Origin of the sequence: Fontibacter flavus, assembly GCF_042432905.1 — a bacterium.
Lineage (GTDB): Bacteria > Bacteroidota > Bacteroidia > Cytophagales > Cyclobacteriaceae > Fontibacter > Fontibacter flavus.
The window spans coordinates 58,609-71,816 of the sequence record NZ_JBHLWI010000038.1 but is presented as its reverse complement, the minus strand read 5'-3'; the positions used below and the strand labels follow the sequence as shown (position 1 = coordinate 71,816).

Here is a 13,208-nt window from a genome sequence, read left to right as displayed (position 1 = left end):
CAAGTAAACACCAAAAATGTTTACTTTTCAACCTATGACCACATCCTTCAGACTCAGATTCCTTATTCTGATATCCTTTATTGCCTTTATAAGCTTGGGACTACCAGATGGTTTATTGGGAATTGCATGGCCTTTTATTAGCGAGAAGTTGGATATTCCGCTCGATAATTTAGGGGTGTTATTGATGTTTTTTGTGGCCGGATACCTGAGTTCCAGTTTGACAAACAGTAAAATCATGTCCAAGATTAGCTTGGGCTGGCTATTGGCTTTAAGTTGCTTTTTTACAGGAGTTAGCCTTTTCGGATTTGCTGTTTCCAATCAATGGATTTTCCTGATATTGTCATCCTACTTTTTGGGATCAGGAGGAGGAGCCATAGATACCTCCCTCAATATTTTTGCTTCAGCCAAATTCAGTCCGAGTGTGGTCAATTGGCTGCATGCTTTTTATGGAATAGGTGCTACCTCAGGTCCTCTGATCCTGACCTGGTTGTTTACCATGGGACATACCTGGCAATCGGGCTATTTCTTTGTGGGATCTATCCAGATTTCCCTTGGCATCCTGTTTTTACTTACCTCCAAAATGTGGGCTGTAAAAGAGGACAAAACAGAAGTCAAACAGGAGAATATTTCTTATCGGTTGACACTACAAAAACCCATGGTTTGGTTAAGTATCTTGATTTTTTTCGTTTACACTGGTTTGGAGGTAAGTGTCGGACAATGGTTATTTACACTAATCACCCAATCCAGGAGTATATTGGAATCATCGGCAGGCTTATGGGTAAGTACATTTTGGGGCAGTCTGACCTTAGGAAGGATTTTGTTCGGATTCATCCTCAAAAGGACCAGCACTGTTAAGGTCCTGCAATTGGCAATGGTAGGGATTATTTTTGGGGCAACCGCATTCCTTATAGACTTGTCCAATTTGATGAGCTTTACAGGTGTTTTTCTGATCGGTTTTTCATGCGCTCCTGTTTTCCCCTCTATGATCGCTCTGGTGCCCAAGCTTTATGGGGAAAAATTTGCTGCGAATATCATTGGTTTCCAGATTTCAGCCGCCATGATCGGAGGAGCTTTACTTCCGGCTGTTTCAGGTTTTCTCACAGACCCATTTGGCTGGGAAGTCCTTCCGATTTCATTCTTAGTCCAGGCAATTTTATTAGCCTTTTGCTATTTTTTCCTCATCAAAAACCTGAAAATCAAACCCGAAAATTTTTAAAATTCATCATTCATCTATACCTGATTTTCACCAGTTAAATGGATGATTTCTCATTCGTTCGATTTCCATTATGTTATTCGTACATATAGAATTAATATTAATCCAATTTGCTCAAACTTATTTAACCTCAATAACCATGAAAAACAGAAGAGAATTTTTGAAGACCTCCCTACTGGGTGCAGCCGGATTGTCCTTAGCACCTACCTTGCTTCAGGGAGCTCCAGCCATCATCAAATCCTACAACAAACCCAACTCTCTGATCAATGGCGTGCAGATCGGTTGCATTACCTACTCCTATCGATCCATGCAGGACCAAAGTCTTGAAGCAAATATCCGCTATATCAAGGAATCAGGAATCAGTGCTGTAGAAATGATGGGAGAACCGGTGGAATATTTTGCAGGGATGCCTTCCCCTACTTTCAACCGCATGAGGGGTTTTCAATTAGGATTCAAACAAAGAAACGGTGAAAACCTGACTTCAGATGAGCAGCAGGAATTGGCTGAAATCCGCCAAGCTTCTGAAGCCTATGCCAAAGTGGTATCGGATTGGAGGGCAAAAGTTGATTACAAGAAATTTGAGCAGGTAAAGAAAATGTTCAAAGATGAAGGGATTAGCATTTATGCTTTCAAACCAAGTGCTTTTGGCATGAACAACTCCGAACTCGAAATCTCCTATGGCATGAAAACGGCGAGAATTTTGGGAGCCTCTCACGTAACGCTAGAACATCCTGACAATGACGGCCATACAATGATACTAGGTAAAATGGGTGAAAAGCACAAGATGTCTATCGGATATCATGGACATGAACAACAGACTTTTACTTTTTGGGATAAAGCTTTGGCGCAAAGTCCAAAAAATGGGCTGAACTTCGATGCAGGACATTATGTAGCTGCTGGCCATAGGGATATGATGGAACTGATCCAAAAGCAACATTACAGGATCCTAAGTATGCACATCAAAGACCGTCAGAAACCGGAAAACGGTAAAGGAAACCTTCCTTGGGGAACTGGTGATACTCCGTTAAAAGATATTCTAACCATGATCTCCAAACAAAAATATAAGTTCCCCGCTACCATTGAACTGGAGTACCAAGTCCCTCAATCTTCTGATGCCGTAAAGGAGGTTCAGAAATGCCTTGAATTCTGCAGAAAGGCTTTGGGATAACTCAACGGAAATGAATACCATGAAACCTATGATAAAACAATTCACTATCAGGCTATGCCTGATGTTCTCCTTCTTTTCTGTATTGCTTTTTTCCTGTAAAAAGCAACAGGATGATCCCAGCGTAAAACCCGAAGACAACCGATTTACCAAGGTAGTCCTGACAGAAGGAATGGATGAACCCATGGAAATGACCTTCCTCCCCGGAAGAAGGATTCTTTTTGTAGAAAGAAAAGGAGCCGTCAAAGTTTTCGATGAAAACTCCGGGGAATTGATTCAGGTGGGTTTTGTTCCTGTCAACACCAAATACACCAACAAAGAAGGAGTGGTAAGAGAAGCGGAGGAAGGATTGATGGGGGTGATCGCAGATCCCAACTACGAGAAAAACCATTGGATTTACATGTATTATGCAGATCCTGATGTCCCCAAACATGTTTTGGCGCGATGGGAACTGAAGGGGAATGAACTGATCGATGCATCCAAGAAAATTCTTCTCGAAGTCCCTACCCAAAGGGAAGAGTGCTGCCATACCGGCGGAGGAATGGTTTTTGACAAAGATGGAAACCTTTACCTGACTACCGGAAACAACACCGTCAATCCAAGAGAAGGTACCTCCAATCTGGATGAAAGACCAGGGTATGAAAACTCAGATGACCAAAGAGCTCCAAGCAATACCTATGACCTGAGAGGAAAAATCCTCAGGATCAAACCTGAACCTGATGGAACTTACACCATTCCTGAAGGCAATCTTTTCCCAGTCGGTATGGAAAAAACCCGTCCGGAAATCTACACCATGGGACATAGAAACCCATGGAGACCTACTTTAGACAGTAAAACAGGATACCTCTATTGGGGAGAAGTAGGGCCGGATGCAGTTACGGACTCCATTTGGGGTCCCAAAGGCTATGATGAATTCAATCAGGCCAAAGGACCGGGATTCTTCGGTTGGCCTTATTTCATTGGGGATAACCAAGCTTATACCAGCCATGATTACGAGAGTAACACCTATGGTGAGCCTTATGATGTAAACAACCCAGTCAATGAATCTGTGAACAATACAGGTCTAAGGGAATTGCCAACTCCGGTCATTCCTGCCATGATCTGGTATCCTTATGGCGTTTCTGAAGAATTTCCCATGTTGGGAAGTTCGGGCAGGTCTGCCACAGGGGGGCCTGTTTTTAGAAAAGCAGATTTCAAAAAAGATGCTCCTCATGTATTCCCGGCTTATTATGAAGGCAAATGGCTGATTGTGGACTTTATGCGAGGCTGGATAATGGCCGTCACCATGGATGATAATGGAGACTATGTTTCCATGGAGCGTTTCCTGCCTAATGAAACCTTCAGTTCGGCGATTGACATGGATTTCGGACCGGATGGAGCGCTTTATATTTTGGAATATGGGTCTGCCTGGTTCCGTGGCAATCCAAATTCCCGAATTGTCAAAATTGAATACAATGGAGGTAACCGTAAGCCAATGGTACAGGCCACATCAGATAAAAAAGCCGGAGCTGTTCCATTTAAAGCCAATCTTTCCTCTGAAGGCACTTTGGATTATGATACCTATGACCAAGGGAAATTAAAATATGAATGGAAGATCGTTTCTGATAAGGGTGTGCAAAAGCTCCTGAAAGAAAAGAATCCTTCCTTTGATTTTCAGGAAGCAGGAACTTACCAGGTCACTTTAACGGTGACAGACACCAAGGGCGAGCAAAACAGTGCAGGATTTCAGATTTTTGCAGGAAATGAGCCTCCACAGGTGAAAATTGAATTTTCAGGAAACAGGACATTCTATTTTGGCCAACCTGAAATTCAATATTCCGTCTCGGTTTCAGACAAGGAAGACGGATCTACCCAAGAGGGGAAAATCAAAGCAGAAGAAGTAGCCATCACCTTCGATTATGTACCTTCCGGCTTTGACCCCATAGAGATAGCTTCCAAGCAAAGCGGTGCTGAAACCATGGCTATTTTGAATATTGGTAAAAACCTGATCGAAGGCAGTGATTGCAAATCCTGTCACCAATATGACAAATCGTCCATAGGTCCAAGTTATATTGCGGTAGCAGAAAAGTATTCTAAAACAGCCAGTAATATTGATTACCTGGTGGACAAAATCCTCAATGGGGGTAGTGGCGTATGGGGAGATCATGGCATGAGCGCCCATCCCGAACTCAGTGAGTCTGATGCCAAGAGAATGGTGGATTTTATCCTCAGCATGAATGAAGTGAAACCTACAGTAATGCCTTTGCCCCTAAGCGGCAGCATCAAACCCGAAATTCCTGAGGGAGAAGATGGACAGGGTGGATTCCTGTTAAGGGCTTCATACATAGACAAAGGTGCCGGTCAAATTGCTTCCCTCAGTGGAGTGGACTATGTGGCACTTAAAAACCCATTTGTTGACCCTCAATCTGCAGCAATCCGAAAAGGCGTCAACCTTTTGACAACCCCAAGCATCAATTTCTTTATGGTGGGGGATCAATCCCATGTAGGTTTCAAATCCATTGACCTTTCAGGGGTGGAAGCCATCAACCTCTTTGTCAATGTCAGCCCAAGAAATGGAGCTGTGGGAGGTTATATCGAGGCAAGACTGGGAAGTCCTGATGGACAAATCATCGGTCAATCCCAAAAAATGGAACCCTTGAACCAAGGATTCAGAAGACCGCCAGCTGGAGTGAACATCATCCAGTGGAGAAGGGAAAATACGCCGAAAGCCGAGATTAAAATCAATAATACCAGCGGTTTACAGGATGTATTCTTCATCTTCAGAAACCCTGATGCAGGCAAGGAGGATATCCTGATGAGTATTTCTGAAATCCAGTTTTCCAATAAAATTTCTCAAGATTAACCCATTCTGATGATAATCCTTTCCCCCCGGCTTGTAATTCCTTAAGTCGGGGGATTTTTGAACTTTAAAAAACATGAAATCAATTTCTCTACTCTTTCTTATATTATTAACCACTTTTCAGATACAGGCTCAGAACAGTATCAAACTGTATCAAGGCAAAGCCCTTGGTTCTGAGGAATGGACCAAAGATTTTGAGCATTGGCTCCGCATAAGAGGGCTTATTGATATGCCATAAAATGAGAAAGGGAGGTTTGACATTTATCCAACCTTAAGCAAACCCTATTTGCCAAATCATTGATTATGACTACCTTGTCTTATCACCAGTTCAGTCAAGCCTTATGCAAACAGGTTACGAAAATACAAAGGATAAAATCGGTAATGCTGATGAATTACCTGGTAACCCTACCACTGCCATCAACGGCATTTACCGCCTTAATGACAGATCAAACGGGAAGCCTTTAAGGATGCTCAGTGAGGAAGATTGGCAATTTTGGATTCAGAATGGTTATATCATCATCAAAAATGCCGTGCCCAAAGCACAGGTCAAAGCAACTGCGGACTTTTTATGGGAATTTGAAGACAAGAATTCCAACAATCCAGATACCTGGTATAAAAACCCCTACAACGAAATGGAAATGAAGGAATTGGTAGGGACCGGAATGGTGGAGGTGTATAATCATCAGCATCTTTGGAACAACCGGCAAATGCCAAAAATCTATGATGCCTTTGTGGACATTTGGGGAACAGAAAAGCTATGGGTGACCATTGATCGGGCCAACTTAAATTTCCCAATCCGGCCCGGCCATGAATACAAGGCTTTCATCCATTGGGATTATGACCCCGAGACCAAGCCTCAGAATGTACAGGGTGTACTAGCATTGGCCGACCAAATGGATGAAAACATGGGCGGATTTCAGTGCATCCCTGAACTTTACCGGGAATATGACAGCTGGAAACTTACCCAGCCAACAGATCGAAACAGATTCCTTCCTGATATCAGCTGTATGGAAGACAAGATTGTGAAGGTCAAACTTGAAGCAGGTGATTTGTTGATTTTCAACAGCTTGCTGCCCCATGGCATCCGTGCCAACCTTTCCGACAAAGTCAGAATAGCACAATATATCTCTATGGTGCCCGCTGAGGAGGAAAACGAACTGCTCAGGGAATGGCGGATCAACTCATGGAAAAACAGAACTGCCCCTACCGGGTATGCATTTCCTGGAGATCCTAGAAACTGGGAACAAACCAGATATGAAACAGCCGTTTTATCCCCTTTGGGTAGAAAATTGCTCGGATTGGATAGGTGGTGAGGAATAAATATACAGGAATCTATTACGATACATTTTTGGTGCTTTGAACTTTTTACCCAGGACTTTGCCTCGGGCTGTAACAGAGCGGCCCTTCAGGCCTTTTCGGTTATTCAGAAACTAATGCTTAATAGGATAGGATTATTCATTCCGAAATCCGACATTCGACATCCCCCTTTTTACTTTTGCCTTTTTACTTGGCTCTTATTCACATTCCCACCCTACATCCTGGCCCCTCGCTAAATTAGTCAACTGGACTAATTTTTAACGCTCGGTCCCCCTTTCCCGCCTCTGAATAATCTCATAGGCCTTTTCCTTGCTTATCCCAAAAACTTTTCCATCTAGGGCATCATCCATGAATTGGTCTATGTAGCGCTGAGAGATATCGGTATTGTCCTTGTATTTTTCCCTGAGGGCATCCAGTCTCAAGTGAAGGTCTGCTTTGATTTCGGCGTAAGCTGGATCATCATAGAAGTTTTTCAGCTCCATGGGATCCTTATTCCTGTCCAACAATTCCCACTGATCCTCCACGTAATAATAATGCACCAATTTGTAGTCTTTGGTCACGATGGCATAATGCCTATTGACCATGTGTTCGGCAGGGTATTCATAATAATGGTAATACACCGCGTCCCGGGCCCATTGTTCATTCTGTCCGGTGAGAACAGGAATTAGACTCTCCCCTTGCATATCCGAAGGAGCCTCAATTCCCGCAGCTTCTAAAAAAGTCTGTGCAAAATCCAGGTTTTGGACCAGTTCGTCTGACCTTGAACCTGCTTTCACTTTTCCAGGCCAGGAAATCAAAAGTGGTGTTTTGAAGGATTCGTCATAGATAAAGCGCTTGTCAAACCAGCCATGTTCACCCAAATAAAATCCCTGGTCGGAAGTGTAGACAATGATGGTATTCTCCATAAGGTCATTGGCTTCCAGATAATCCAGGAGCCTGCCCATATTTTCATCCACTGCCTGAATGGTCCCTAAGTAATCCTGCATGTAGCGCTGGTATTTCCAACGCATCTTGTCTTTCTCGGTCATGTCGGGATAAGCCTTTGCAAATGTCTTATTCACTTTGCTGTATGCATTCAGAAAATTTTCCATCTGTGATGAATTCAGGCGGCTGTATTCATAAGCATATCTGGGTTTGTCAAATCCAATTTCCGGAATTCCTAATTCATCAATCAGCTCAGGAAAGACTTTATGGTCTCCTGCCCAGCTCATGTGCTTCAAAATATTCATTTCCGCCTCTGCTGCAGGGGAAGTTCTGCCACTGTAATCATCAAATAGCGTAGCTGGCTCTGGGAAGGTACGCTTGGTAAATTCCTCCAAATGACGTTCTGCCATCAGCCAGGACCGATGAGGGGCTTTGTGCAGGTACATTAGCAAGAAAGGCTGCTCTTCTTTACGCTCTTTTTCCAGCCAATCCAAAGTCATATCTGTGATGATATCTGTCACATATCCATCCACTGTAATATTACCCTCATACTTAGTGATAAATTCCGGATTGTAATAGGCTCCCTGACCGGGAAGGATTTTAAACTGGTCAAACCCTTTAGGATTATTGCCAAAATGCAGTTTACCGAACATGGCGGTCTGGTACCCGGCTTGCTGCAGGATCTGTGGAAAAGTGATGTTGGTGGTATCAAATTGAAAATGGTTGTCCACTTTCCCGTTGAGATGGGAATGTTTACCCGTAAGTATGGTAGCCCTGCTCGGCGCACAGATGGAATTGGTCACGCTGGCATTGGTAAAGAGCATGCCCATTTCGGCCAATCTGTCGATGTTTGGGGTTTGGATCAACCGATTATCATAAGCAGAAATCGCCTGATAGGCATGATCATCGGACATGATGAAAATGATATTGGGTCTTTTGGAGGAAAGCGACTCTCTCTGCTTAGTTTCACAGGATAAAATCAAAGTGAGGGTTACAATGAACCAAAGTGTCTTTCGGAAGAGTTTCATAGTGGCAAAGGTCTGATTGCCAGCTAAAATAGAAAAACATAAACGATTTGATGGTTCCTTTGATGTAAATTCTATTTTCTGTCCAAGAAATGGATGTTTTTTAACTTTGATTTATACCATACCTACCTGCTTTTTGATCCATGAAGAAAACCCAGGTTTAGGTTCATGGATTTTTGAAAACCCTTTCAGGGAAAGTAGAATTCTCAAACTGTAGAAAAAGAAAAATACAGCCAACATTTCCTCATAAATCTCACTATCCCCATGAAAGCTGGCACAGGCCATCAGGAAAATCAAGAAGAAAAGACTTTTATGAGGGACATAAAGTTTGTAGTAATAACTTTTTTCAGGCATATAAAAGGACCAAAGGAAAAACAAAATGACAAATGAGCCTATACCGACTATTGGATAAAGGAATTTGAAAAGAGGGTTAAAGAAATTATGGATATTGGTTTCCGATTGGAAATTATATTCTTGAAAAACACCCGTAGACTCTATCTCAAGAATTCTTTGTCTCCAACTGATCTCTTCCCCATACATCACCAACAAAGTGAAAGCAAGAAAAATCAAGGTATATAAATGGGAAAGGTACATGGCTTTGGTGAAATATTTTTTCTTCAATTGAAAGACAGAGCCCAAAAAGATGAGGCCAGTAAACAAAAATAAAAGAGAACTCCCTTCCTCAATGATACCTTCATGTGCAGGTTCCCCGAACACGAGGTAAACCAAATGCAAGAACAAACCTACGATTACACCAATAAAAAACACATATTTTGAATAAGACTTATTGGGATTGATATCATCTGTAAAGAAATAATCCCCTGCTTTATCAAAAGCAATGAACCGAGCCAGAAACGCAAAAGCTTTGGCATAAAAATTTATAAATGAAAGTAGAGAGAGAATAGTTATAATCCCGATAATCAGACCAGTGGCAAACTGAAAATAGATAATGTTCTTGGGTAAAATATGTTTATCCGAACTGAAATAATTCTCAGCTACATGGAATAAGAACTTTGATATTGGTTGGAAGAAAAGTAATACAATCAATGCAAGGAATACACCTACAACTCCCACAACAATGTGGGATTTTTCCTCTGATTTACTCATAATTTGAATTTCTTGAAAATAGTAACAGCAAACAGAGCTCCTAACCCTGAAATTAAACATATGACATATTGCAAAAGATACAAAATAACAGATGTAATATTTGAAAAATAAAATTTGACACTAAATACTCGTAAAAAAAGTATAATACTCAAAATATTCTACCAAATGCAACCAAAAAATGATGAGAAGTGAATTTTCTTAAATGAATTTACTAAATCCAAGATTTTTTTTTGAAATCAACATTCCAAAAAATCAACTTTATTTGCAGAATCTATTTATCCATCTATGTCCTCAGCAACCGACCGGCAGATTATTTCTGGCTTTATCATGGCACTTTCAGCTGCCTTATTTTGGGGTATTTCAGGGACTTGTGCCCAATACCTATTTGAGCAGAAAAATGTAAATCCTGCCTGGTTGGTTTCTTGGAGAATGCTGATTGCAGGACTAATCCTTGTTGCTTTTGCGATAAGCAGGAAGAATTCAGATGTGTGGAGAATTTGGAAAAAACCCAAAGATGCTATTCAGATTCTGCTCTTTGGGATCTTTGGAATGGTCGCTGTACAGTTCACCTATTTCTACAGCATCAGCCTTTCCAATGCCGCTACAGCGACGGTTTTGCAGTACATAGGTCCTGTTTTTGTGGTGGGGTTCTATGCTATCAAAAACCGTAGATGGCCGATTGCCATGGAATATATCGCTTTGTTCTTGGCATTGACAGGTACTTTTCTTTTGGTCACCCACGGTACCTGGGACAGCTTGGTTATATCAGAAGCAGCAGTCTTTTGGGGTATCTTGGCAGCTATTGCTTTGGCATTTTACACCATACAACCTGTACAATTACTCAAAAAATACTCTGCGCCCACTGTCACAGGCTGGGGAATGCTGATAGGTGGTATTTCCTTCTCTCTATATACCTCACCATGGGAAAGTTCAGGGATATGGGACACGGGCACTTGGTTAGCTTTCTCCTATATCATCATCTTTGGGACGGTGATCGCATTTTCCATTTTCCTCGGCTCTCTGAATTATATCGGTGCCCAAACAGCAAGTCTTTTATGCTCCGTTGAACCACTTTCTGCAGCCATAACAGCAGTGGTATGGTTAAATCTGAAATTCACCTTTATGGATTGGTTGGGGACTTTCATCATCTTAGCCACTGTGGCTATTTTGACATTGGCCAAAAAAGTCAAAAAAAGCCAAGTCCCCATCTCTCCTGTGGAAGGTCCCATAGTCTGAGCTTTTGATCAAAACATCATTTATGCGCCAGCAAAATTGATATAAAGAGAATAGTGCTGTACTTTCGTCAGAATTATTAAAAAATGAGACAACAGCAGACCACACTCAAAACTGAAATACTGGCAGGCATCAGTACTTTCTTGGCTGCTTTCTATATCATCATTGTCAATCCGGCTATCCTTTCAGCTGCGGACATGCCATTCTCGGGAGTATTGACAGCAACAGTACTTGTCTCTGCTTTTGGAAGCTTGATGATGGGACTTTATGCCAAAAACCCCATTGTCGTCGCTCCGGGCATGGGCATCAATGCCTTCTTTGCCTACACCGCTGTAAAAGGATATGGACTAAGCTATGAAGAAGCTTTAGGGGCGGTTTTCTGGTCGGGGGTCATTTTTTTGCTACTTTCTGTTTTCAAAACCCGTGAAAAAATCATAGAAGCCATTCCCACTGCCATCCGTCATGCTGTTGCTGCCGGAATAGGGCTTTTTATCTGTTTTATCGGTTTCCAGAATGCCCATTTCATTGTAGACAATCCGGATTCATTGGTCGGCATGGCCGATTTCAACAATCCCATCAGTTTGACTTTTCTGGCAGGTTTAATGGTCACAGGGGCCTTGATTGTCCGAAAGGTTTCCGGCGCGATCATATTTGGCATTATTTTCACAACCTTGTTGGCCTGGCCGATAGGAAGATGGTGGGGAGACGCTTCAGCGGTCAATTTTGGACAGTCCACCCTGGTCAATTTCAACGGGATCTTTGCAGCTCCCGATTTCAGTTTGGTCCTGAAAGCCGACATCTTGGGGTCATTGCAATATGCCTACCTCTCCGTCATATTTGTTTTTACTTTCACCATCTTATTTGATGGAATTTCCACTTTTGTGGGTTTGGCGGAAGCCTCAGGGCTAAAAGATCCGGATGGCAGCCCAAGGAATATGAGAAAATCATTATTGACGGATGCTTTTGCCACACTCTTTGCGGGTTTGGTGGGAAGCAGTTCGGGCACTGCTTTCATTGAATCTGCTGTAGGTATTGAAGAGGGCGGCAAAACAGGCAAAACTGCCATTACAGCTGGTCTTTTATTCTTGCCATTTATGTTTTTCTCACCACTACTCTCGATTATTCCTTCAATTGCAAGTTCGATAGCCCTTGTTTTGGTGGGGTCTTTTATGATTATTCCTGTCACCAAGATCAACTGGAAAATCCCTGATGAAGCTATTCCAAGTTTCCTCACCATCGTGTTGATTCCATTTACGTATAGCCTCTCCACAGGCATATCCATTGGTTTTGTGAGCTGGACATTATTGAAGCTTTTGAGCGGAAAAACTTCTGAAATCAACCCTATCTTGGCCATCATTTCTTTATTATCCCTATTCTTCCTTTGGCAATGAAAAGCACACTCGTACTCCTACTCTTCATTATCCTGACAGGTTCCTCATACGCACAAAAAATAGCCATTATGGGTGCCCTGGATCAGGAAATCAGCATCCTCTTGGATGAAATGGACAAGCCGAAGAAAAGGAACATAGGAGGAATAGATTTTTACACAGGAAAACTCAACGGAAAAAAAGTGGTCGTACTGAAGGCGGGAGTAGGAAAAGTTAATGCAGCTTACAGTACCGCTGTACTGACCCAAAACTTCAAATTGAGCGCCCTCATCTTCACTGGAGTGGCGGGAGGATTGCATCCTGAATCCTTACCGGGCGATATTGTGATCGGGGAAAAATTGTTCCAACATGATTTTGGAAAACATGATACCCTTGGATTTTCAGTTACCCCTTACAGGAAACTCACAGGAGGTCATTTGGAAAATCTTCATATAGCATCTAACAATAAACTTTATCAAATGAGTTTAGATGCTTCCGAAAGGGTAGATTTTGTGAAAGTTGCAGGAAGAGCACCGCAAGTATATTCAGGGATTATCGCTACCGGGGACATGTTTGTCAGCAGCAATGAAAAGGCAAAATGGCTTTATGAGGAATTTGATGCCTTGGCCACTGAAATGGAAGGGGCAGCAGTCGCACATTTATGCGAGACACTGGGAATCCCATTTTTAGTCATTCGCAGCTGCAGTGACAATGCCAACAACAATGCAAGAGTCAATTTCAATCAGTTTGTAGAGCCTGCCGCTATTAATTCTGCCATGTTGGTTATGGCCATTCTGGACCAAATGTAAAAAGCTGTACAAGAAAATTTCTTCAAACCCCATTTTCTATACCGATTTACCAAACCAAATATCGAAAATTCAGTTTTTCGCTAATAAATTTTGACTATAATAGATTTTTTAGGAGTAAATTTTTCAAAAAGGATTAATATCAAACAATTTACTGATTAGCGTCATGTTTTTTTCAGGTTTTTGCGAGTAATATCGCTAATCCAAAAAAA

Annotated in this window: 10 protein-coding genes; 8 read left to right on the top strand and 2 right to left on the bottom strand. The window is 42.0% G+C overall.

The genetic code is table 11. The annotated features are described in order from the left end of the window. The first annotated feature begins 16 nt into the window (after window positions 1-16). From ACFFIP_RS13970 to ACFFIP_RS13950, 5 genes are all read left to right on the top strand, one after another. Complete coding sequence (locus ACFFIP_RS13970; RefSeq protein ID WP_382388308.1) at window positions 17-1,216, top strand: MFS transporter; 1,200 nt, start codon at window positions 17-19, stop codon at window positions 1,214-1,216. Window positions 1,217-1,352: 136 nt separating this feature from the next. Beyond that, window positions 1,353-2,381, top strand: coding sequence for a sugar phosphate isomerase/epimerase family protein (locus ACFFIP_RS13965; protein ID WP_382388307.1), 1,029 nt, complete (start codon window positions 1,353-1,355; stop codon window positions 2,379-2,381). Window positions 2,382-2,409: 28 nt separating this feature from the next. Beyond that, window positions 2,410-5,220: a PQQ-dependent sugar dehydrogenase gene (locus tag ACFFIP_RS13960; protein ID WP_382388306.1), complete on the top strand. Its 2,811-nt coding sequence runs from the start codon at window positions 2,410-2,412 to the stop codon at window positions 5,218-5,220. A 73-nt stretch (window positions 5,221-5,293) separates the two neighbouring features. Next, window positions 5,294-5,455, top strand: a complete 162-nt coding sequence (locus ACFFIP_RS13955) for a hypothetical protein (protein WP_382388304.1) — start codon at window positions 5,294-5,296, stop codon at window positions 5,453-5,455. A gap of 103 nt (window positions 5,456-5,558) precedes the next feature. Next, a complete protein-coding gene (locus ACFFIP_RS13950; protein WP_382388302.1) occupies window positions 5,559-6,530 on the top strand; it encodes a phytanoyl-CoA dioxygenase family protein in 972 nt (323 codons plus the stop codon). A gap of 261 nt (window positions 6,531-6,791) precedes the next feature. Here the strand turns inward: ACFFIP_RS13950 and ACFFIP_RS13945 are convergent, their stop codons facing one another. Beyond that, window positions 6,792-8,486 carry a sulfatase family protein gene (locus ACFFIP_RS13945; protein ID WP_382388300.1) on the bottom strand — a complete coding sequence of 565 codons (1,695 nt, stop codon included), beginning with the start codon at window positions 8,484-8,486 and terminating at the stop codon, window positions 6,792-6,794. 111 nt (window positions 8,487-8,597) lie between these two features. After that, window positions 8,598-9,590, bottom strand: coding sequence for a hypothetical protein (locus tag ACFFIP_RS13940; protein WP_382388299.1), 993 nt, complete (start codon window positions 9,588-9,590; stop codon window positions 8,598-8,600). 285 nt (window positions 9,591-9,875) lie between these two features. On the opposite strand from ACFFIP_RS13940, the gene ACFFIP_RS13935 reads away from it, so the two are divergent. The 3 genes from ACFFIP_RS13935 (at window position 9,876) to ACFFIP_RS13925 (ending at window position 12,999) form a co-directional block, all read left to right on the top strand. Next, a complete protein-coding gene (locus ACFFIP_RS13935; protein WP_382388298.1) occupies window positions 9,876-10,826 on the top strand; it encodes a DMT family transporter in 951 nt (316 codons plus the stop codon). A gap of 83 nt (window positions 10,827-10,909) precedes the next feature. Further along, entirely contained in the window at window positions 10,910-12,214 is a 1,305-nt protein-coding gene (locus ACFFIP_RS13930; RefSeq protein ID WP_382388296.1) for an NCS2 family permease, read from the top strand. Further along, complete coding sequence (locus ACFFIP_RS13925) at window positions 12,211-12,999, top strand: 5'-methylthioadenosine/adenosylhomocysteine nucleosidase (protein WP_382388294.1); 789 nt, start codon at window positions 12,211-12,213, stop codon at window positions 12,997-12,999. Before ACFFIP_RS13930 ends, ACFFIP_RS13925 begins: the two co-directional genes overlap by 4 nt. The last annotated feature ends 209 nt before the right edge of the window (window positions 13,000-13,208 follow it).

What these genes read in the sequence shown, in the direction of transcription:
- ACFFIP_RS13970 (WP_382388308.1), top strand. Translation starts at nt 17, where the DNA reads ATGTTTACTTTTCAACCTATGACCACATCCTTCAGACTCAGATTCCTT.
- ACFFIP_RS13965 (WP_382388307.1), top strand. Translation starts at nt 1,353, where the DNA reads ATGAAAAACAGAAGAGAATTTTTGAAGACCTCCCTACTGGGTGCAGCC.
- ACFFIP_RS13960 (WP_382388306.1), top strand. Translation starts at nt 2,410, where the DNA reads ATGATAAAACAATTCACTATCAGGCTATGCCTGATGTTCTCCTTCTTT.
- ACFFIP_RS13955 (WP_382388304.1), top strand. Translation starts at nt 5,294, where the DNA reads ATGAAATCAATTTCTCTACTCTTTCTTATATTATTAACCACTTTTCAG.
- ACFFIP_RS13950 (WP_382388302.1), top strand. Translation starts at nt 5,559, where the DNA reads ATGCAAACAGGTTACGAAAATACAAAGGATAAAATCGGTAATGCTGAT.
- ACFFIP_RS13945 (WP_382388300.1), bottom strand. Translation starts at nt 8,486, where the DNA reads ATGAAACTCTTCCGAAAGACACTTTGGTTCATTGTAACCCTCACTTTG.
- ACFFIP_RS13940 (WP_382388299.1), bottom strand. Translation starts at nt 9,590, where the DNA reads ATGAGTAAATCAGAGGAAAAATCCCACATTGTTGTGGGAGTTGTAGGT.
- ACFFIP_RS13935 (WP_382388298.1), top strand. Translation starts at nt 9,876, where the DNA reads ATGTCCTCAGCAACCGACCGGCAGATTATTTCTGGCTTTATCATGGCA.
- ACFFIP_RS13930 (WP_382388296.1), top strand. Translation starts at nt 10,910, where the DNA reads ATGAGACAACAGCAGACCACACTCAAAACTGAAATACTGGCAGGCATC.
- ACFFIP_RS13925 (WP_382388294.1), top strand. Translation starts at nt 12,211, where the DNA reads ATGAAAAGCACACTCGTACTCCTACTCTTCATTATCCTGACAGGTTCC.